Origin of the sequence: Altererythrobacter sp. GH1-8 (genome assembly GCF_043702085.1) — a bacterium.
GTDB lineage: Bacteria > Pseudomonadota > Alphaproteobacteria > Sphingomonadales > Sphingomonadaceae > Erythrobacter.
The window spans coordinates 596,509-617,662 of the sequence record NZ_CP171690.1 but is presented as its reverse complement, the minus strand read 5'-3'; the positions used below and the strand labels follow the sequence as shown (position 1 = coordinate 617,662).

Sequence of the window (21,154 nt, the reverse complement as noted above, 5' to 3'; positions counted from 1 at the left end):
ATGCATGCATTCGATGTCCTTGTGGTCGGCGGCGGTCATGCCGGTGTCGAAGCGGCCTGCGCGGCCGCTCGCATGGGTGCGCGCACTGGACTGGTGAGCTTTGACCTCGGCGCGATTGGGGCGATGAGCTGCAATCCTGCAATCGGCGGACTGGGCAAGGGGCACCTTGTCCGCGAGGTTGATGCATTGGACGGTGTCATAGGGCGTGCGGCTGATGCCGGCGCGATTCATTACCGGATGCTCAACCGATCGAAAGGGAGTGCGGTTTGGGGGCCGCGTGTTCAGGCAGACCGGGTTCTCTTCAGGGCTGCCGTGCAGCGTATCGTAAATGCACAAGACAACCTCACTCTGATTGAGGGTGAGGCTGCTGCGCTCTGCCTTTCTGGGGATCGTGTGAACGGGCTCGAGTTGGCCGACGGGACTGCACTTGAAGCCCCCGCGGTGATCCTGTGCACCGGGACATTTCTGGGTGGCACTCTCTTCCGCGGTGAGGAGCGTTTTGACGGGGGGCGCATCGGTGAGAATGCGGCACGGCGCCTGGCAGAGCAGCTTCGCGGGGCAGATCTCCCCATGGCGAGGCTTAAGACAGGCACACCGCCACGACTGGATGGTCGGACAATCGATTGGGCTGTCTTGCCGGAGCAAGCCTCTGATGGTGAAGCGTGGACGATGTCGCCGCTAACCGGGTACCGGCCGAACCCACAGGTCTTTTGCGCCATCACCCGGACCACGGAAGCCGCGCACGATGCCATTCGCGCCAATCTTCATCGCTCCCCGCTCTTTACGGGAGCAATTGGAGCGGCCGGTCCTCGCTATTGTCCTTCGATTGAGGACAAGATCCACCGCTTTGGCGATCGTGATGGACACCAGGTTTTTCTGGAGCCGGAAGGTTTGAACACCCATCTGGTCTATCCGAACGGGATAAGCACCTCACTCCCAACCGATGTGCAGCTTGCCATGCTGCGAGCCATGCCGGGCCTTGAGCGCGTCGAGATGGAGGTTCCCGGTTACGCTGTCGAGTATGACCACATCGATCCGCGTGCTCTTACCAGTGACTTGCAGCTACGCGCGATCCCCGGCTTGTATTGCGCAGGGCAGATCAACGGTACAACTGGATATGAGGAAGCTGCTGCGCAAGGTCTGATCGCCGGACTTCACGCTGCGAGCTCGTTGCTAGGGAAACCCGCCCCGGCGCTCGATCGCGCCAATTCCTATATCGCAGTAATGGTGGATGATCTGACGCTGCAAGGCGTGTCTGAGCCTTATCGCATGCTGACTTCGCGCGCGGAGTATCGTCTCCGGCTGCGCGCGAACAATGCCTCTACACGCCTTACACCTCTCGGATTGTCCGCAGGCTGCATTGGGGCGCAGCGGGCCGAGTGGTTCACACAGCGGGAGGTGTCACGTGAATCGATCCAGTGCGAGTTTGACAAGGCCATTAGCGCGAAGGACCTCGCTGACGCGGGTCTGCCGGTGCGTCGCGATACCGGGGAGAAGCTCGTCTCTGAATGGCTGCGTCACGATGGGGTTGCCTTGGCAGATCTTTCGCCATGGCTGAGTGATACATTCGACCCGTTCGACGCACTGGCGGGGGAGATGGCTGAAGATGCGGCTTATGCACCCTATTTGGCACGCCAGGACGCTGAATTGCGTGACCTGCGTGCCAGTGAGGCGCTGTCGCTCGGTTCGGACTTTCCCTTCAGCGAAGTGCCGGGTCTCTCGAATGAGATGGTTGAACGCCTGTCAGCGGCGCAACCGGCAAGCTTGGCCGCAGCTGGGCGTATCGCGGGGATTACGCCTGCCGCTCTTTCGGCCTTGCTTGTCCATGCGAAACGCCGGCAGAAACTGACCGAACAGGCGGCGTAGGATTTGTCTGAAGAATCGCTCCTTACCAACGAGGCTGAGGCGCGCGAATATTGTTCAGCGCTTGGCGATGAAGGGGCCATTGACCGCCTCGAACTGTTCGCGCGGCTCCTCCTAGAGGAAAACCAGAAACAAAATCTCATCTCGCGCACAAGCGAGGACTCCTTGTGGTTGCGGCATATGGCCGACAGCGCCCAGCTTTTGGCTCATGTTCCACGTGAAACAGTAGGGCCGTGGCTCGATCTAGGCACCGGCGCGGGCTTCCCCGGCGTTGTCATTTCGGCCTTACGCCCTGAAATGCCTGTCGTTCTCGTCGAATCTCGCAGTCGCCGGGTCGAGTTTCTCAAGCGGGTATGCGCAAGGCTTGAGTTGGAGAATTGTGAGGTCAAAGGTGTCCGTCTGGAGGTGGTGGAACCGTTTGAGGCACGAGTGATCTCCGCCCGCGCCTTTGCACCTCTCCCTAAACTCCTCAACTTATCCGCCCCATTTTCCACAAGAGCCACCACTTATCTCTTGCCCAAAGGGCGCTCTGCCGCGCAAGAATGCTCCGAGCTTCCAAAAAAGCGCCGTGCGATGTTTCACGTGAAACATTCCGTGACTGACGCAGAAGCTGGTATTATCATCGGAACAGGTGGATAAAGCTGCCTGACCGGCCATATGGCGAGGGCAGAATCATGATCACCATTGCAATAGCCAATCAAAAAGGCGGAGTGGGCAAGACCACCACGGCAATGAATATTGCGACGGCGATGGCGGCTACGGGATGGCGTACCTTGCTGATCGACCTCGACCCGCAGGGCAATGCATCGACGGGTATGGGGGTGCCAAGCGCAGCAAGAGGTGTGTCGAGCTATGATCTGCTGGTCGACTGTGTTCCGCTTTCAGAGGCGATTGTTTCCTCTACCATTCCTGGGCTCGACATTGTGCCAGCCACAGTGGATCTGAGTGGGGCAGAGATTGAACTGGTCTCCGTCGATGAACGCACTGAACGTCTGCAAAAGGCTCTCGCGCATCATCGTGGCCACGATGTGTGTTTTATCGACTGCCCTCCGTCCCTCGGATTGCTGACGCTCAACGCGCTGTGTGCTGCCGATACCCTGCTGGTTCCGCTTCAATGCGAATTTTTCGCGCTGGAGGGCCTCAGTCAACTTTTGCAGACAGTCGAGCGGGTGCAGCAAAGGTTCAACCCCAGGCTGGGGATTGTGGGAGTGGGGCTCACCATGTTCGACCGTCGCAACCGACTGACCGATCAGGTGGCCGAGGATGTCCGTGAATGCCTCGGCGATCTGGTGTTCGAAACCGTTATTCCGCGCAATGTGCGACTGTCTGAGGCGCCCAGCCACGGCTTACCAGCGTTGATTTATGACCATTCTTGCGCCGGCAGCAGGGCCTATATGGCCCTGGCACGCGAACTGATTGGCCGACTGCCTGAAGAAAGGAAGGCGGCGTGAGCAGTGATGCAGATGATAAGCGTGGCGAATTTCCACCTTTGACCGTGCCGAACCGCAGTGCGGCCGACCGCAAGCGAAAACTGGGCAAGGGGCTTGGCGCGCTTTTGGGTGATGCGCTCAAGGAAGAGCCGCTGACGCTTACAAATGAGGTTCAACGCGGACAAATCGGCGATAATTCAGGCAATTACATCGCGAATGGACTGGCTCATCTGGCTGTTTCATCGATTGAGCCACTGCCCGGTCAACCCCGTCAGCATTTTAACGAGGAGGCGCTCGAGGAACTTGCCGGCTCGATCGCTGCCCGCGGCGTCATCCAGCCCATCATTGTCAGGCCTCGCGGTAACGGAAAATTCCAGCTCATTGCCGGCGAACGTCGTTGGCGAGCGGCGCAAAAGGCGCGCTTGCATGAAATTCCTGCACTTGTGCGCGATTTGGACGATGCAGATACAATGGCGCTCGCCCTGATCGAAAACCTTCAGCGGGAAGACCTTGGGCCAATCGAAGAGGCGCGAGCCTATCAGAATCTGGCTGAAAAGCAGGATATGACGCAGGCCGAGATCGCAAAGATGGTCGAGAAATCGCGCAGCCATGTTGCGAACCTCATGCGTCTTCTCAGCTTGCCTGAAGCCGTGCTCGAGCTGGTTGAGGGCGGCAAACTCTCGATGGGCCATGCGCGCGCGTTGATCGGCCATGAAGACGCGGTTGGGCTGGCCCGGCGAACGGTTTCAGACGGGTTGTCCGTGCGAGAAGTTGAGCGGCTGGCCAGAGGGCCGATCGAGACCAAGTCTGCCAAGCCTGCCCATAGGGGTAGCAGCGAGAAAGACGCCGACATTGCTGCGGTTCAGAACCATCTTGAGGATTTTCTCGGGATGACGGTCCGGATCAACACCGACGGAGATCCCAAGAGCGGTGCAGTAACGATCAAATATCGCACGCTCGATCAGTTAGACCTGATTTGTCAGAGGCTTACGGGCGGAGATATTTAGCGCAAGCACTTCGAAGTTGCGCCAGACAACTTTTTTGTCGCTGAACTGCGGATTCGCTTCTAACCAGCTATACGGTCTGAAATCGCGTCAACCAAGGCTTCGAAGCCCGCCGCATCTTGCGGAGCAAACCGCCCTGGTTCAGGCGAATCGAGATCAAGCACCCCAATCACCGCGCCATCCTTGAAAATCGGCACCACCAACTCGCTGCGACTCGCGGCATCACAGGCAATATGGCCAGGAAAGGCGTGCACGTCTTCGACGCGCTGCGTTGCGCCAGAGGCCGCCGCTGTGCCACAAACCCCCGCTCCCCACTCAATCCGGATACAGGCCGGTCGTCCGATAAACGGTCCCAAAACAAGCTCAGGGCCGGACTTGCCGTTCGTCGCGCGGTAGAAGCCTGCCCAGTTGAGCTTCGGGACGCATTCCGAAATCAGGGCTGCGACGTTTGCCATATTGGCGATTGGGTCTTCTTCACCCTCCGTCAAAGCCAGTGCCATCTGAGTAAGCTCGCGATAGCGCTCTTCCGCCGGCAAATCAGGATTGAGTGCAAAGTCGTACATGGATCTCGACTTAGGGACGAAAAGACGATCCGCCAAGAGCCAGCGCGATCAACAGCGGATTGAGCATTGCCGCCCGAGCAGCGCTCGCTTATCATTCTTTGCATGACACGTACCCGCAAGATCCTGCTCGTAATTCTCGCCCTGATATTGATCGTGGGCCTTGCCCTCTTTTTCGTGACCCGCGGCGATACCGCCGACCTGTCGCTCGAGGAGGTCACTGGCACTGATCCTACGCTGCAGGAACCCAATGCCGAATCAATCCCGACCGTTCAGATCGCCAAACCCGTAGGCTGGGCAGAGGGTGAAAGCCCGAACGCTGCAGCAGGATTGGAGGTGCAGCGATTTGCCCAAGGTCTCGATCATCCGCGCGTGATGCACGCGCTGCCCAATGGTGATATTCTCGTTGCCCTGACGCGGTCGCCCAAGTCTGAAGAAGACGGTGGACTGGTCGCCTGGATTGCCGACTGGCTCATGACGCGGGCTGGTGCGAAAGGCGATTCCGCCAATCAGGTGCTGCTGCTGCGCGATGGTGACGGCGATGGCGTGGCTGAGACACAGATCGTGCTGCTCGAAAATCTCGACTCCCCTTCCGGCCTGGCCTGGGCGGACGATACGCTTTATGTTGCCAACCATAACGCATTGATTTCATTTCCTTATAAGCTTGGTTCTGACGTCATTACGTCAAAATCGACCAAGCTTATGGACCTGCCGCCCGGCGGAGGACACTGGATGCGCAACATCGAATTGCACCCTGAAGGTGATCGCCTGTTCGTCGCTGTGGGGTCGGTTTCGAACATCGGCGAGCAGGGCATGGACGTGGAAGAAGGCCGCGCGATGATCTGGGAATACACGATTTCAACCGGACGACAGCGCCAATTCGGAGTTGGCCTGCGAAATCCCAATGGTCTCGACTTCAATCCCTGGTCGGGCGAGCTCTGGACGACCGTGAATGAGCGCGACATGCTTGGGTCCGACTTGGTGCCTGACTACCTCACCAATGTGCCAGTCGGGGCACAATATGGCTGGCCCTGGGTCTACTGGCGCGACAATATCGACGAGCGGGTTGAAGCGCCCATGCCCGCCTATCTCATGGAATATGCGCGCCGTCCTGAATACGCGATGGGCCCCCATGTGGCGGCGCTTGGCCTTGTCTTCACGGTCGAAGGACACCGGATGGGAGATGCCTTTTCAAGCGGGGCTTTCGTCGCAAACCACGGGTCGTGGAACCGCAAGCCACCATCGGGGTACAACGTAGTCTATGTTGCGTTTGATGATCGCGGTAACCCACAGGGCAAACCGATCGAGATTCTCTCGGGCTTCCTCAACAATGATGGGACGACGAAAGGTCGCCCCACCTGGGTCGAATGGGCCGGCGATGGCGCGCTGCTGGTCAGTGACGATACGGCCGGCATCATTTGGCGCGTCTTTGATCCCACTGCCAAGCCCGGCCCTGCCATAGAGCGCTTCCGGCGCGAGTCCTTGCGGGCTCAGCGGGAACTGCGCGGCGATCCTAGGGCGATTTTCAATGAAGAAGACTATGCGCGGCAGACGCCCGCGCAATAGGCGGCGCGCGCAAGGCGTGGATTGATTACGAAGAGTTGCGCGAGACGACTTCCGGTTTGAGTTGTTCGAAATAGCCCCGAACCGCGAGGATTAGCGGCTAACCTGTTTTCCCGCCTTCCCTGCGAGTTCGATTACGTAATGCCAGGCGGAACGCCCTGATCGCTGACCGCGCCGCATGGCGAACTCCAGCGCGTCAGCTTCGTCGTACGCGAGACCTAGCGGCTCAGCATAGGAAGCAATGATCTCGACGAATGTATTTTTGTCGCAAGGGTGAAAACCAAGCGTCAGCCCGAAGCGATCCGCCAGAGCGAGCTTGTCATCCACTGCATCGCGCCGATTGAGGGCACCTTCGTCATCGCCCCCTTGCTGTTCCTTGGCCTGCCGCGCCAGGATTGCGCGCCTGTTTGATGTGACTACAAGCCGCGCATTGGCGGGGCGCGCTTCGACTCCGCCCTCAAGCCAGCTGCGCAGCTGACGCGGGCCTACCGTGTCGTCCTCGGCAAACCCCAGATCATCGATAAATATGACGAACTGACGTCTAACTTCACCTAACTGGCGGAACAGCTCCGGAAGCGAATCCAATGCATTAGCAGTCACTTGCACGAGCGCCATGGCCATCGGTGCTTCACTTTGCACCCGGATAACACCCGCACGCAGAAGCGCGGACTTGCCCATACCCCGCGCACCCCACAAGAGCACATCATGTGCGGCATGTCCCCAGGCCAGTCTGCGCAGATTGTCGAGCAGCAAGTCCTTTTGGCGATCAATACCGCGCAACTGATCGAGTTTCGGGGCTTCTATTGCATCGAGCGCATGCGCACTTTGACCTGACCAGACATAGGCAGGAGCGTTGCGCCAATCGACGGGGACGGGCGCGGCTGGCGCTATTCGCTCCAGCGCATCGGCGATCCGCCTGATCTGCTCAGAGAGATCTGCGCTACTTTCCATCGTTTCAGGCAAAGGCTGAAGCCGGGAGCTGATATAGCAAATCGGCGCCTCCGGTCGCACCGGCCTTCAAGCCTCTCGCCTCTGGAACAATGCGATCAAGGAAGAAGCGCGCCGTCACCGGCTTGGTTTCCGCAAGCGCGGGGGCATCGCCATTCGCAACCGCCCTGGCTTGTCTCGCAAGCTGCCAGCTCGCCACCGCAACTGCCATCATGGTGCAGAAAGGAACGCTGCCTGCCAGCCTGTCATCGAGACTGGCCTCATCGCGCATCCACTCGGCAATCGCCGAACAATCCTGCGCCAGCGCAACCAGACCCGGCTCTTCCGAGCAATCCCGCGCAATTTCCGCGAGAAGCGACAGCACGACTTCACCATTTTCTAGGCCCAGCTTGCGCGTCACCAGATCGGCCGCCTGAATCCCGTTCGTGCCCTCATAGATCGGAGCAATGCGCGAATCGCGCCAGTGCTGCGCGGCGCCGGTTTCCTCGACGAATCCCATCCCGCCATGGATCTGGATACCGAGCGAGGCGACTTCGATGCCGATATCGGTGCCCCATGCCTTGATCAGGGGAACCAGCACTTCACCGCGCGCCTTGGCATTCTGGTCACCCAGGGTTCCGCGATCGACCTGACCCGCGCAGTAATACAGCAGCGCGCGCGAACCTTCAGTCAGCGCCTTCATCCGCAAAAGCATGCGGCGAACATCAGGGTGCTCGATGATCGCAACGGGGTTCTTGTCGGGCGAACCCGCCCGCACGGACTGCACGCGATCAGTGGCGTAAGCAACCGCCTGTTGAGTCGCGCGCTCAGCAATCTGCACGCCCTGGTTGCCTACATTGATGCGGGCATTGTTCATCATCGTGAACATCGCGGCAAGTCCGCGATTCTCCGCGCCGACTAGCTCGCCCACGCATTGTTCATTATCGCCATAGGACATGACACAAGTCGGTGACGCGTTGATGCCGAGCTTGTGCTCAAGGCTGACGCAGCGCAGATCGTTCTTCGGCCCGAGCGCGCCATCATCCTTCACATGGTATTTGGGGACGATGAAAAGCGAGATCCCGCGCGAGCCTTCTGGCGCATCGGGCAGCCGCGCCAGCACGAGGTGGATGATGTTCTCTGCCAGATCATGTTCACCCCAGGTGATGTAGATCTTCTGGCCCTTGATCAGATACTTGCCAGCGTGCTCGCCTTCATTGATCGGCGTCGCGGTGGCCCGCAAAGCCCCGACGTCAGAGCCAGCTTGCGGCTCTGTCAGGTTCATCGTTCCCGACCATTGACCACTTACGAGATTTGGCAAGTACTTCGCTTTCTGCGCATCTGAGCCGTGGTGCTCCAGCGCTTCAATCGCGCCAACACTCAGCATCGGGAGCAGCGTGAACGCCATATTCGCCGAACCCAGATTTTCCAGCACATTGCAGGCAAGGGCAAAAGGCAGGCCCTGCCCGCCAAAATCCTCAGGAGAGGCGATCGCGTTCCAGCCCTGCTCGACATAGGCCTCGTAGGCTTTCTTGAAGCCTTCCGGCAGACGAACAACCCCGTTTTCGAGCTGAGCTCCTTCCAGGTCGCCAATGCGGTTGAGGGGGGCGAATTCGCCTGCGGCAAACTGGCCCACACCCGCAACTATCGCTTCGACAAGGTCGGCTTCGGCCGCTTCGAATTTCTCCGAAGCGGCGAGCTCCTCGATACCTGCATTGACGCGAATGGCGAGCAACTGGTCCTGTGTAGGCGGCGTGTAATCGAGCACTGAATCCCGTTCCTTATCCTGTTCTCTCTGGCGTTTCCGGCCTTTTGCAATTCTGGCCTCTTGGCAATCTGCTGCATCCTCTATAGCGCGCGACTATGTCCGGCAAGAACGCTACGGCAGTGCTGCTCGCAGATGCGCAGGGAATTGCGCGAGCGGCCGCGATTCTCGAACGAGGCGGACTGGTCGCGGTTCCAACCGAGACGGTTTATGGCCTTGCAGCAAGGGCTGATTCACCAGAGGCGGTCGCGAAGATTTACGCAGCCAAGGGCCGACCGGACTTTAACCCGTTGATCGTCCATGTGCGCGATGCAGAGCAGGCGCTGCGCTATGCGGAGCTTTCGGGGGCAGCGCAGGCCCTGGCGAGCAATGAATGGCCGGGGCCACTCACGCTGGTCCTGCCGCGCAAGCCCGATGCTGCGCTCGCGCCTGCCGTGACTGCCGGTTTGCCAACCGTTGCCCTGCGTGCGCCAGCGCACCCAGTCATGCGCACCTTGCTTCAGGCGGTTGACTTCCCGCTCGCAGCCCCCTCTGCCAATCGCAGCGGTTTCATCAGCCCGACCACCGCACCGCATGTCCTTCAGTCGCTGGACGGCAGAGTCGATCTGGTTCTTGATGGCGGTCCATGTAAAAGTGGTTTGGAATCAACAATTTTGGCTGTGCGTCATGACGGCACCTGGGAGGAATTGCGTCCGGGACCGCTCGATCTTGGTGCGCTCCACCAGCAATACAGTGCGGATACAGGCTTGCGGCTGTTAGCCAGTGGCAGTTCGGCGATCGAAGCCCCCGGGCAGCTGGAAAGTCACTATGCCCCTGGAAAGCCGCTGCGTCTCAACGCGACCTTAGCCGGAGATGATGAATTCGTGATTGGCTTCGGCGAGGTCGGCGGAGACTGCACGCTTTCCGCTTCAGGCGATCTCAACGACGCCGCCACCCGCCTGTATGATTGCTTGCATCAAGCCGCCGCAAGCGACCGTCCGCGCATTGCGGTCGCACCCGTTCCGGAAGAAGGCATTGGGAGGGCGATCAATGACCGGTTACGGCGCGCTGCCGCCTAGTTGGGATCCACGGGAACTGCTGGGCTAAGCACGTCCATCTCAGCACGCGTTTCGCGTGCGGCTGTGCACGCGTCTGCGTCGCCGCGGCCACATTCCGCGCGTTGTGCATCATAACGGCGCCCAAGCTTGCCCAGTTGTTCTTCCCGCTTCCTGATTTCGCGTCCGCGTTTCTCATCTGCTTCAGACTGACTCGTCGTTGCCAAGTCAGCGGTTTTGCTGGCGACCTTGACGGGAGCAGAAACGATGTCGGCAGCTGCGCGGGCAATGCAGCCGCTGAGAACGAGAGCGGCAGGCAACACAGCCATAGAAAGAATAAATCTCATGACACCACGCTCTCGCAAAGGCATCAAGATGTCCAGCGCGGTTTCACGAAATGCCCGATGCTGGAGATGAACGCTTGACCCCGGCTCGCAAGGCCAGCAGTTTCGACTAATCCGCTGCCTCTGATGGCGTTTTCCGAGGGTCGAGGCATCGCAGCCCGAACAGTCGCCTAGCCTGTGAAGCCATCCGGCTCACCGATTTCCGCATTGGCGTATTATAAATGCAATACACCTTGCGCGACCTTTCAAATCCCACTTCGCCGCCAGAGATCTGGCCGCTCAATTGAAAAGGGCCGCAATCTCAAATGAGTTCGGCCCTTAAGTACTTGAAATTGAAATGATTTTTAAGAATCGTCCTCTTCCGGGCTGTCGTAATATTGCGGCGCGTGCTTGCGCAATACGTCCAGGATCTTCTCGAGTGCCGTAGCTTCGTCGGTCTCTTCCATAGCCGCAAGCTCGCGCGCGAGGCGGCTGGAGGCAGCCTCAAAAATCTGCCGCTCGGAATAGCTTTGTTCAGGCTGATCTTCCGGTCGGAACAGGTCGCGTGTCACTTCCGCGATGAGGACGATCTCGCCGGAATTGATTTTCGCTTCATATTCCTGTGCACGGCGGCTCCACATTGTGCGCTTGACCTTGGGCTTGCCCTTGAGCGTGTCCATCGCCTCTTTCAGAGTCTTGTCGCTCGAAAGCTTGCGCATGCCGATCGATTCCACCTTGTTGGTGGGCACGCGCAGCGTCATGCGTTCCTTCTCGAAGCGCAGCACATACAGCTCGAGCTGCATGCCAGCGATTTCCTCGTTCTGAAGCTCGATCACACGGCCCACGCCGTGCTTGGGATAGACGACGTAGTCGCCAACAGTAAATGCAGGAGCCTTGCTGGCCATTTGCGTTTTCCTTTCGACCCACCTTGCAGCAAACACAGTAAAATCCATGTCCCGGGCCTGAAAAATCAGGCTCGCTCACACTTCTAAAGCTGTTTGCTGCTGGTCCTTAGCCTTTCATGTCTCGCGTTTCACCGGGACCAAACCGGCGCGCTTGTTGGATTATATAACACAATCGCAACAAAATTGCGAGTCTTGAGTGGCACATTGCAATGTACCGCGCAGAATGCGACGTCAAGCGGCAGAACGGCCCACAGTAGGCCGCAACTGCAGAGCCTTTTCTGTGTAGCTTGCTAGGGAAAAGCTCAGTCGCCGTCGCCTGGTTCAGGCGTAAAGTATTTCTCGAACTTGCCTTCTTCGCCCTTGTGTTCGTCGGCATCCTCGGGCGGATCTTTCTGGCTCGTGATGTTGGGCCATTCGGCTGAATACTTGGCGTTAATCTCCAGCCACTTCTCCAGACCGTCTTCGGTGTCAGGCAGAATCGCTTCGGCCGGACATTCAGGCTCGCATACACCGCAATCGATGCATTCGCTGGGATTGATGACCAGCATCGTCTCGCCTTCGTAGAAACAATCGACCGGACACACTTCAACGCAATCGGTGTACTTGCATTTGATACAGGCGTCGGTGACGACGTAGGTCATGGAGCGGTTCCCCTGATGGCTACCGCGCAGCCCCTGCTGCGCATTTGCTACGCTGCTATCCGGCTTTATCCCGCGCGGTCAAGCATGCGATAACGTGTTTTTGCTTTTGCTGGCGGTTCGCGGCGTTCCGGCAGGCTCTCAATCGCCACGATCATGACTTCGCCGCCATGCACGAGGGTGAGCGTGTCGCCGGCCGCTACCGGCGCATGACCGCGCAACGCCCGTGTCCCGTTGACCCGCATCAGGCCCTGATCGATCATCGCCTGAGCGCGCGAGCGTGTGCGAGCAAAGCGGCAATAGACCAGGAACTTGTCGAGCCGAAGGCTGCCTGTCATTTCGGCCTGCTCATGCCAGGCGCATTAGGGCTTGAGCAAATCCGCAAGGCCATCAAATGCACCGCCCGCGCGTGCGGGGCCGTGATCATGACGCTTCGCATCTGACTGCTGGCGCGCACCCTTGCCGCGCTTTCCGCGATGCTGACCGCCCGGCTTGTTTCCGCGCCGCTCACCCGATCGCCGATGCGGGCTCTGGTTGGGCTTGGCTCGACGAGGGCGCCAGCTCCATTGATCCGGAATGGGAGGGCCGAACACGCCTTCCACTATTGCCGGGGCAGCATGCAAACGGAACCCTGCGCTGCCCAGCAATCGCCGCAAATTGGCCGCTTCAAGACCGATCGAAATGCCCAAGGCTTCGTCAATCACAAAACGTTCATTGCGTTCCTCGCCCACCTTCACGCGGGCCTGAAACGCCGCCCGAAGAATCTTCTCCGCCAAATCCACCCGGATCGCCTGCGACCCGGCGAGCCGATACCCAGCGGGGAGCGGGCCGAGCTTGACCTGCGCCTCGGACAGAACCGGCAACATCGCCTCATTGCATGGCCGCTTGTCGAGCCCGAGCGCATGCAGCATTTGCCGCGCCGCCGCCTTGAGCAAGGCTGGTGCAAACACGTCCAATGCGCCGAAAGTCACGCCGAGCTTGCGAAGAAAAGGGCGCAATTCCTTCGGCAGATGCTCAAGCCCGGCGTTCTCGCGCGCAACGAGACCATGGCGCGCTATAAGCGTGTAGAGCAGCGCCCGTGCTTCTGACCCCGCTGCGGGATCGCGTGCAGCTTCTGCCAGTTTGCCCAATGGCGCGAGCGCTTCAAGCTGCGGGGCGAGCCAGGTCTGAAGTCCGCTCTCCAACCTTTGGCGCGCGGCATCTGACAGCATTGTCACATCGCGCGTGAATTCGAGCCGGGCCGAGCCGAAATCATCAGCCATGACGATGCGCGCGAGTTCGCGCTCCTGCCAGCAAATGGCTCCCCCTGAGAGCGACAACTCACCCAATCCTTCCGCCAGAAGCCAGTCGGCGCGCCGGGTCAACAGCCCCGGCAAGGCCTTTTCACCGGCAGCCAGAAGCATCTTGCGGTCGCTTGCGTTTACATTGGGATCCACCGAGAAGCGAAACCCATCGAGCCTGCCGATGCTTTCCCCCTCGACGGTGATCTGGCCGCTGGCGCTCAATTCAACCGGTAATTGAGCGCCATCCTGGCCCAGAGACTTCATCAAGATGCTGGTCCTTCGATTGACAAATCGCTCCGTAAGCCTCGCGTGTAGCGCATCTGACAGCCGTGCTTCTACCCCTCTTGCGCGCGCGGCCATCTCGTCGCGGGCGAGCACCCAGTCGGGACGCTGGCAGATATAGGCCCAGCTGCGGATCGCGGCGATGCGCCCTTGCAGCGTGTCGATATCGCCCTGAGTGCGGTCAAGCTCGGCGATCCGCGCTGAGACATAGTCCGCGCCAAGGTACCCCTGGCCTAGATCCTGCCACAAGCGCGCCACGAAGCGCGCATGGTTATCTGCCCCGACGCTGCGAAAGTCGGGCAGCTGGCAAACCTCCCAGAAACGCCTTACTGCGCCTGTACCCTTGACGCCTTCGGCAATTGGGGTTTCTGCTAGGCTCTTCAACACCGCAAGGTCGATTGCCTGCGGTGCGGCGCGCAGCATTTCTTCAGGCGGGGGACTTTCGAGATCACCGATGAGGACCGAAAGGCTGTCAAAGCGCGGTTCCGCTTCCCGCCAGTAGATATGGCTCAAGGGCTGAAAGCGGTGTTCCTCGATCGCATAGATCTCTTCCTCGGTCAGTTCGTTCGGTGTGCCGGCGCCGCCATGCAATCCCGTTAGCGTCCCGAACGTTCCATCGCGCTGGTGGCGTCCCGCACGCCCGGCAATCTGAGCCATCTCAGATGGGTTCAAGCGCCGCTTGCGTTTGCCGTCGAATTTCGAGAGCGCGGCAAAGGCAACATGGTGCAGGTCGAGATTGAGCCCCATACCGATGGCATCGGTCGCGACAATATAGTCTACTTCACCATTTTGGAACAATTCAACTTGCTTGTTACGCGTTTCCGGTGAAAGTGCGCCCATGACCACCGCTGCACCGCCGCGAAAGCGCCGCTGCATCTCTGCCATGGCGTAGACCTGCTCGGTCGAGAAGGCGACCACTGCGCTGCGCGGTGGCAGCCGTGAAAGCTTGGCAATGCCGGTGTATCTCAGCGTCGAAAACCGTGGCCGATCGATCATTTCGGCCTTGGGAAACAGGTGCTTGACGATTGGCTCCAGAGTGGCTGAACCGAGCAGCATGGTTTCTTCCCGCCCCCGTGCGTGCAGCATCCGGTCGGTGAAGATATGCCCGCGCTCGGGATCGGCAGCCAGCTGTGCCTCGTCCAGCGCAACAAATGCGTAGTTACCCGACACGGGCATCGCCTCGGCAGTACACAGGAAATAGCGCGCATCGGGCGGCTCGATCCGCTCCTCGCCGGTAATCAGTGCAACCTGCTTCTCGCCCTTTATCGCGCGAACGCGGTCGTAAACTTCGCGCGCCAGAAGCCGCAGCGGAAAGCCGATCGCGCCGCTCGAATGTCCGCACATCCGTTCGATCGCAAGGTGGGTCTTGCCAGTATTGGTGGGCCCGAGGACCGCTTTGATCGCGCCGTCTCTCACGCCGTTACCTGTGCCATCGCCGCTCAACCGCCGCAACCACGCGTTACAGCCGGAGCTCCCGATATGCCCAACTAGAAGGCGGAGTGTGGCGGCTCCACACGTTTCATCGCTAGCGGGAGTCGCCCGGTCGCGCAGTCAGGCGATTTTTGCTTTGAACCGCGCGGGTTTTGCGTCAGACACGGCCCCGCATAAAAGGGCGCCATGGAGAGTTAGCTTTGATCGCTGATAGCGTTGATATGACAGACAGCGATCGTCGGAATCAGCCGCAGGCCTTTGATGGCGTCATGGCTGCCCGCACACCGGCGGTGAAGCTGAAGCTGGCACGCGCCAAAGGGCTGCGAGACCACTTCGAGGCGTGGCGCGATGATGTATCTGCGCGGCTGGCTAATATCGATCTTGCTCCCGACCTCGCTTCCAATATCGGCAGCGGTCGCTGGTTCCGCGGACTCGGGACCATGCTTGGTCTTGGTGCGATTGCGCTGGCGTTCTGGCCGGACTTCGCACCGCTTGAAGCCATGCCGGCAACCGAACTTGACACCGCCATGCAGGCCGAGTTCGACCATCAGGTCATTGCACCGCTTGCGCTGGGGGCAACCACTGGCGCGCAGTTAGCCCCGGCGGCCAGTGTCAAGCCACTCGCCGCTGCGCCAGAGCGCCCGCAGATAAATGTCGTAACCACGCTGACAAGCGGTGACAGTATCGTGAGCACCCTGCAGCGCGCGGGTGTCGGCCTGGGCGACGCCCAACGCATTTCCGAACTTGTCGCTGGCGCCATTCCCTTGAGCGAGCTCAAGTCCGGCACGCAGATCGATATCATCCTCGGCCGAAGGCCTGAGCCTGGAGCGCCGCGACCGCTCGACCAGTTGAGTTTTCGCGCCCGGTTCGATCTCGAGCTGATCGTCAATCGCGGCGAACAGAATCTGTCGCTGACCCGCAACGTCATTCGCGTCGATGACACGCCGCTCAGGATAAAAGGCAAAGTCGGCGCGAGCCTCTATCGCTCGATGCGTGCAGCCGGGGCACCCGCGAATGCCGTGCAGGCCTTTATCCGTGCGCTCGATGACCAGATCGACCTTGATCGCAGCGTCGGAGCAAACGATGAATTCGACATGATCATCGCCTATCGCCGCGCGGCGACAGGCGAGCGACAGGCTGGTGAATTGCTTTATGCCGGCATTGAACGAAACGGCGAGCCCAAGACACAGCTGATGAGGTGGGGCAAGGAAGGCCGCTTCTACGAGGCATCAGGCGTCGGCGAGCAACGCAGCGGGCTTGTGGCCCCCGTACCAGGGCGCATCACATCGGGTTATGGCATGCGCCGCCACCCGGTTCTGGGCTACCGCAGGATGCATGCCGGGATCGACTTTCGCGCGAGCCACGGCACGCCCATTGTCGCGGTGACTGATGGCACCGTGACGTCAGCTGGCCGCGCAGGTGGCTGCGGAATTGCCGTGAAGCTTCAGCACGGCGGCAACCTTGCCACACGTTATTGCCATATGAGCCGAATGGCAGTTCGTTCCGGTCAGAGCGTCAGGCGCGGACAGGTTATCGGTTATGTAGGCTCCACAGGACTCTCGACGGGGCCGCATCTTCATTACGAGATGTATCGCGCAGGGCGCGTCATCGATCCGCGCACCGTCTCGTTCGTTACCCGCGCCCAACTTGAAGGACGCGAACTGATGGATTTCCGTGCTGCCTTGCGCGAACTCAAGACCGTTCCGGTGGGCGCGGCGCAGGAAGATCTGGTCAAGCTCCCCAGCGAAACCGAAGCACCCGCGCGAGAGATTGAGAAGCTGAGCGATCCGGACGCGGTGATCTGACACATCCTGTCTGAACCCGGCGATTGCAGTGACGCAAGATTTGCGGCAACAGTCCCTTGCATGACGGGAACCTATCCAAATCTTCGCCTGCGCCGCACCCGTGCGAGCGCCTGGAGCCGTAATCTTCATCGGGAGACCCACCTTACTCCATCCGACCTGATCTGGCCGATGTTTGTAACTTCAGGCGAGGGCGTTGAAGAGCCGATCGCGACGCTTCCGGGCGTATCGCGCTGGTCGGTTGACGGGATTGTGGCGCGCGCGAAGGAGGCAGTCAGCCTTGGTATTCCGGTCATCGCGCTGTTTCCCAACACCCCGCCCGACAGGCGTTCCGACGATGGCGCAGAAGCACTCAATCCGGACAACCTCATGTGCCGCGCGATCAAGGCGGTGAAGGATGCCTGCGGCGAGGCCCTTGGCGTGCTGACCGATGTCGCGCTCGATCCCTATACCGCGCATGGACAAGACGGGCTGGTGAATGAGGCCGGTTATGTCGTCAATGACGACACCGTAGCCGTGCTTGTTGATCAGGCGCTCAATCAGGCTGAGGCCGGGGCGGACATTATTGCGCCGTCGGACATGATGGATGGCCGCGTTCATGCGATCCGCATTGCGCTTGAAATGAACAGCCACCCCAATGTCCAGATCATGAGCTACGCCGCCAAATATGCGAGTGCGTTCTACGGCCCGTTCCGCGACGCGGTGGGTTCGGGCGGATTGCTCAAGGGCGACAAGAAAACCTATCAGATGGACCCAGCCAATGCCGAAGAGGCTCTGCGCGAAGTGGCGCTCGACATCGCCGAAGGTGCGGACAGCGTGATGGTGAAGCCGGGCCTCGCCTATCTCGATATCATCCAGCGCGTGAAGCAGCGTTTCGAAGTGCCGGTGTTCGCGTACCAGGTCTCTGGCGAATACGCGCTCATCGAGATCGGTGCAGCGCATGGCGTCGGAGATCGCGATGCCCTGCTGATGGAAAAGCTGATCGCGTTCAAGCGCGCGGGCTGCTCGGGCGTCTTGACCTATCACGCGCCGGTTGCCGCCAAGCTCCTCAATGGTTGAATTCCGCCATGAAACTGACCGCCTGATCCTGCGCGATTGGCGCGAGCAAGATTGGGAGCCGTTCTGGCATTACACAAATACACCGAATGTCATGCGCTGGCTCGGATCTCCGCTCGATAAGGCAGGCCAGAAAAAGCAACAGGAGAGGTTCCTGCAGTATCGGCGCGAGCAAGGGCACACGTTCTGGGTCGTAGAGCGCAAGGACGACTCAGAATTGCTTGGATGCTGCGGCCTTAAGCTCTCAAATCTGCCTCCCGGACCGATTGGCATGATGGAAGTCGGGTGGCGCCTGCGCGAAGATGCGTGGGGCAAGGGGTATGCGAAAGAGTCGGCGATGGCCTCGCTCGACCTTGCCTTTGGTCAATTTCGCGCCGACGAGGTAATAGCGATTACCCTTCCGGAGAACATTCCTAGCTGGCGCCTGATGGAGCGACTCGGGATGAGGCGTCGCACTGATCTCGACTTCGTTTGCGACGCGTTCGATCCGGCCGGTGTCTTTGAAATTGTTTACGCGATAACCGCCGAGGAATGGGAGAAAGATAAATGACCAGCACGTCCCGGAAAAACCCCGGCGTCAACATCATCCCGATCCATGGGAAAACGCCGCAAATTCACGAAAGCGCCTTCATTGCGCCCGGCTGCACTATCGTCGGTGATGTCACCATCGGCGCGGACAGCTCGATCTGGTACAATTGCGTGCTGCGCGCCGATGTCAGCCGGATCGTAATCGGTGAGCGGACCAATGTGCAGGATGGCAGCGTGCTCCATTGCGACGGGCCGAAACCGGGGATGGAGGAATGTCCGTTGATTATCGGCGATGATGTGCTGATCGGGCATATGGCGATGGTCCATGGCTGCACAATCCATGATCGCGGCTTTGTCGGCCTCGGGGCGATCGCGATGAACCAGTCCGTGATCGGCAGTGACGCGATGCTGGCAGCAGGCGCGATGCTAACCGAAGGCAAGGTGATGGAGCCGCGGACGCTGTGGGCGGGACGCCCGGCCAAACCGATGCGCCAACTCAATGACGCCGCCATTGCCGGGATGCGTATGGGTGCCGCGCATTATGTCGAGAACGCCAAACACCATGTGAGGGCGGTGCGGGACGCATTATCGACCTAATGCGCGGTGACCCTAGTCCGTCCCGGCGGCACTCCCCTCGTCCCTGTCCTTGCCCTTGCGATACTTGTCGAACCACGCGATCACAGCCGAAGTGCGCGCGGCCTGCTGGCTGGGCGTCTGGCTGAGATTGTTATGACTCGAATCCGGGGTCACGACCAAAGCTGTATCAACGCCGACCAGCTTGAGCGCGCCGTAAAGCTGCTCGGCCTCGCTGCGCGGTGTGCGGTAATCGTCCGCGCCCACCAGCACCAGCGTTGGTGTCTTCACATTTGCCATGTTGCTCAAGGGGCCGCGCTCCCAGTAATGCTGCGGGTCTTCCCATGGCAGCGCCCCGAGCCAGTATGGCCCGAAATAGGGGATCGCGTCGGCCATCAATGCGTGGCTCACCCAATTGATCACCGGCTTGTGCGAAGCGGCTGCCTTGAAGCGGTCGGTCTTGCCGATCACCCACGCGGTGAGAATGCCGCCGCCCGAGCCGCCGGTTACAAACAGATTGTCAGGATCGGCATAGCCTGCAGTGATCGCCGCATCGACAGCGGCCATCAGCTCGTCATGATTGCTGATTGGGTAATTGTCTTCGATCCGGTCAGCGAATGCCTCGCCATAGCCGGTCGAGCCGCCCGGATTCGTAAACAGGACCGCATAGCCTGCCGCTCCATAGAGCTGATAATCGGCGGAAAATTCCGGTCCGTAGGCGGCGTAGGGACCGCCATGAATTTCGAGGATCATCGGCACGCGCCCCCCTTCCTCATATCCGGGCGGGAGCATGATCCAGGCCGGGATCGTCGCACCATCAGGCGCGGTAACGGCCAGCTCGCGCGTCTGCCCCTGCTCCTTCGCGCCAAGCTTGAGCTCATTCAAAGACGTAAGAATGCGCGAACCAGTGCGGGTGGTCACGCCGATATCAGGCGGGCGAACCGCGCTTTGTGTCGTAAAGGCCATGCGCCCTGCGTTGCTGACGGACCACTCCCCGCCCGTGTATGGCAGCGCGTAATAAGTGTCACCGAGCTGCGCGGGCAGCGGACTCACCTCGCCCGATAGCGCAACGCGTGCAACCTTGCGCGTGCCATCAGTCTCATACGCTGCGAACAACCCGGCTCGGTTCCATTCCAGCGCGTCGAAGCTGCGATCGAAATCGGCGGCGATTTGCCGCACGTTGCTACCATCGGCACTCATCACCCACAGCCGGGTCTGGTCATAGGCATTGCCCAGATCATCATAGCCGAGATAGGCGATTTGCCGCCCATCGGGGGAGAATTGCGGAGCAAAATCGGGCCCAACTCGCCTCGTGATCTGCGCGATATTTCCGCTCGTTATATCAAGCGCATAGATTTCACTTTCGAGCGGCTGCATCTCCCAGTCGGCGCTGCGGTTGCCCGCGAACAGCAGCGTTTTGCCATCCGGTGACCACTCGACCGTGCCGCCATTGTTGTGTTCACCGCGGGTGAGCTGGCGCGGCGCGCCGCCTTCTGCATCGACCAGGAACAACTGTACCGTGCCGGGCTTCAGATAGCCTCCGCCATCGCGGCGATAGGTGACGCTGTCGATCATCTGCAGCGGCTTGCCCCATTCTGCCCCTTCAGGCTTGGCCGGGGCCTTGCCGAGGGAAAAGGCTGCGTCAGGCACGCGCGCGCTATAGGCAATAGTCTCGCCATCGGGCGACCACGCAATTGCGTCCGGGCTTTCCGGCAATGCGGTGATGTTTGCCGAGACACCGCTCTCCATCCAGCGAACATGCAGCTCCGTGCCGCCGCCGCTCTCGGTCGAGACATAAGCAAGGCGCTTGCCGTCGGGTGACCAGCGCGGGCTGACATGGGTGCCCTGGCCGGCCACCAGCGGAGTCTCCGCACCGCTTGCGATATCGATCAGCCAGATCGAGCTGACCGCGCGGTCGAGCATGATGTCATTGGTTCGCCGAACGTAAGCGATTCTTGTGCCATCGGGGCTGATTTGCGGGTCTGCCGCAACGCTGAGGCCGAACAGGTCATCGCCGGTAAAGTACTTGCTCGGAGCGGATGTCTCTTCAGCCGCGGGATGGCCATCTGCAAGTGCAGGAGCGGCGCACAGCGAGGCACCCGCCAGCAGAGCTGCAGAAAGGATTGTACGCGAAAGTGTCATGCTCGGCTCTCTCATGTAAAAAGAATGAGCCGGTCAATCACATTG

The 21,154-nt window shown here is 60.2% G+C and carries 19 protein-coding genes; 10 read left to right on the top strand and 9 right to left on the bottom strand.

The features are described 5' to 3' along the window. From mnmG to ACG9DO_RS03000, 4 genes are all read left to right on the top strand, one after another. Positions 1-1,866, top strand: a complete 1,866-nt coding sequence (gene mnmG / locus ACG9DO_RS03015) for a tRNA uridine-5-carboxymethylaminomethyl(34) synthesis enzyme MnmG (RefSeq protein WP_394730248.1) — start codon at positions 1-3, stop codon at positions 1,864-1,866. A 78-nt stretch (positions 1,867-1,944) separates the two neighbouring features. Continuing rightward, positions 1,945-2,502: a 16S rRNA (guanine(527)-N(7))-methyltransferase RsmG gene (rsmG, locus tag ACG9DO_RS03010; protein WP_394731180.1), complete on the top strand. Its 558-nt coding sequence runs from the start codon at positions 1,945-1,947 to the stop codon at positions 2,500-2,502. A 35-nt stretch (positions 2,503-2,537) separates the two neighbouring features. Continuing rightward, positions 2,538-3,314: a ParA family protein gene (locus ACG9DO_RS03005; protein WP_394730247.1), complete on the top strand. Its 777-nt coding sequence runs from the start codon at positions 2,538-2,540 to the stop codon at positions 3,312-3,314. Continuing rightward, positions 3,311-4,300, top strand: coding sequence for a ParB/RepB/Spo0J family partition protein (locus tag ACG9DO_RS03000; protein ID WP_394730246.1), 990 nt, complete (start codon positions 3,311-3,313; stop codon positions 4,298-4,300). Before ACG9DO_RS03005 ends, ACG9DO_RS03000 begins: the two co-directional genes overlap by 4 nt. Before the next feature lie 59 nt (positions 4,301-4,359). Here the strand turns inward: ACG9DO_RS03000 and ACG9DO_RS02995 are convergent, their stop codons facing one another. Then, entirely contained in the window at positions 4,360-4,860 is a 501-nt protein-coding gene (locus ACG9DO_RS02995; RefSeq protein WP_394730245.1) for a GAF domain-containing protein, read from the bottom strand. 102 nt (positions 4,861-4,962) lie between these two features. Here ACG9DO_RS02995 and ACG9DO_RS02990 point away from each other — a divergent pair, with 102 nt between their 5' ends. After that, a complete protein-coding gene (locus ACG9DO_RS02990; RefSeq protein ID WP_394730244.1) occupies positions 4,963-6,423 on the top strand; it encodes a PQQ-dependent sugar dehydrogenase in 1,461 nt (486 codons plus the stop codon). A gap of 90 nt (positions 6,424-6,513) precedes the next feature. Here ACG9DO_RS02990 and ACG9DO_RS02985 read toward each other — a convergent pair whose 3' ends face one another. Both ACG9DO_RS02985 and ACG9DO_RS02980 read right to left on the bottom strand, forming a co-directional pair. Beyond that, positions 6,514-7,371 (bottom strand): DUF815 domain-containing protein, encoded by an 858-nt coding sequence (locus ACG9DO_RS02985; RefSeq protein ID WP_394730243.1) that lies wholly within the window; start codon positions 7,369-7,371, stop codon positions 6,514-6,516. A gap of 4 nt (positions 7,372-7,375) precedes the next feature. Further along, positions 7,376-9,115: an acyl-CoA dehydrogenase gene (locus ACG9DO_RS02980; protein ID WP_394730242.1), complete on the bottom strand. Its 1,740-nt coding sequence runs from the start codon at positions 9,113-9,115 to the stop codon at positions 7,376-7,378. A gap of 95 nt (positions 9,116-9,210) precedes the next feature. On the opposite strand from ACG9DO_RS02980, the gene ACG9DO_RS02975 reads away from it, so the two are divergent. Beyond that, the gene (locus ACG9DO_RS02975; RefSeq protein ID WP_394730241.1) at positions 9,211-10,170 is read left to right on the top strand and encodes an L-threonylcarbamoyladenylate synthase; all 960 of its coding nucleotides are present in this window, start codon (positions 9,211-9,213) and stop codon (positions 10,168-10,170) included. Here the strand turns inward: ACG9DO_RS02975 and ACG9DO_RS02970 are convergent. From ACG9DO_RS02970 to ACG9DO_RS02950, 5 genes are all read right to left on the bottom strand, one after another. Beyond that, positions 10,167-10,475, bottom strand: a complete 309-nt coding sequence (locus ACG9DO_RS02970) for a hypothetical protein (RefSeq protein WP_394730240.1) — start codon at positions 10,473-10,475, stop codon at positions 10,167-10,169. The two genes, ACG9DO_RS02975 and ACG9DO_RS02970, sit on opposite strands and share 4 nt — an antisense overlap. Positions 10,476-10,834: 359 nt before the next feature. Beyond that, positions 10,835-11,374, bottom strand: coding sequence for a CarD family transcriptional regulator (locus ACG9DO_RS02965; protein WP_394730239.1), 540 nt, complete (start codon positions 11,372-11,374; stop codon positions 10,835-10,837). Between the two features lie 302 nt (positions 11,375-11,676). Then, positions 11,677-12,015 carry a ferredoxin FdxA gene (gene fdxA / locus ACG9DO_RS02960; RefSeq protein WP_394730238.1) on the bottom strand — a complete coding sequence of 113 codons (339 nt, stop codon included), beginning with the start codon at positions 12,013-12,015 and terminating at the stop codon, positions 11,677-11,679. 65 nt (positions 12,016-12,080) lie between these two features. Then, positions 12,081-12,350, bottom strand: a complete 270-nt coding sequence (locus ACG9DO_RS02955; RefSeq protein ID WP_394730237.1) for a S4 domain-containing protein — start codon at positions 12,348-12,350, stop codon at positions 12,081-12,083. Between the two features lie 24 nt (positions 12,351-12,374). Then, on the bottom strand, positions 12,375-14,993 hold the full coding sequence (locus tag ACG9DO_RS02950; protein WP_394730236.1) for a helicase-related protein: 2,619 nt from the start codon (positions 14,991-14,993) through the stop codon (positions 12,375-12,377). Positions 14,994-15,229: 236 nt separating this feature from the next. Here ACG9DO_RS02950 and ACG9DO_RS02945 point away from each other — a divergent pair, with 236 nt between their 5' ends. From ACG9DO_RS02945 to ACG9DO_RS02930, 4 genes are read left to right on the top strand one after another with little or no spacing between them, the layout of a single operon-like run. Then, positions 15,230-16,813, top strand: a complete 1,584-nt coding sequence (locus tag ACG9DO_RS02945; RefSeq protein ID WP_394730235.1) for a peptidoglycan DD-metalloendopeptidase family protein — start codon at positions 15,230-15,232, stop codon at positions 16,811-16,813. Between the two features lie 60 nt (positions 16,814-16,873). Next, the gene (gene hemB, locus ACG9DO_RS02940) at positions 16,874-17,869 is read left to right on the top strand and encodes a porphobilinogen synthase (RefSeq protein ID WP_394730234.1); all 996 of its coding nucleotides are present in this window, start codon (positions 16,874-16,876) and stop codon (positions 17,867-17,869) included. Next, positions 17,862-18,416: a GNAT family N-acetyltransferase gene (locus ACG9DO_RS02935; protein WP_394730233.1), complete on the top strand. Its 555-nt coding sequence runs from the start codon at positions 17,862-17,864 to the stop codon at positions 18,414-18,416. The genes hemB and ACG9DO_RS02935 overlap by 8 nt, the downstream gene beginning before the upstream one ends. Beyond that, a complete protein-coding gene (locus ACG9DO_RS02930; RefSeq protein ID WP_394730232.1) occupies positions 18,413-18,991 on the top strand; it encodes a gamma carbonic anhydrase family protein in 579 nt (192 codons plus the stop codon). Before ACG9DO_RS02935 ends, ACG9DO_RS02930 begins: the two co-directional genes overlap by 4 nt. Positions 18,992-19,003: 12 nt before the next feature. Here ACG9DO_RS02930 and ACG9DO_RS02925 read toward each other — a convergent pair whose 3' ends face one another. Next, a complete protein-coding gene (locus ACG9DO_RS02925; protein WP_394730231.1) occupies positions 19,004-21,109 on the bottom strand; it encodes a prolyl oligopeptidase family serine peptidase in 2,106 nt (701 codons plus the stop codon). Positions 21,110-21,154: the final 45 nt, after the last annotated feature.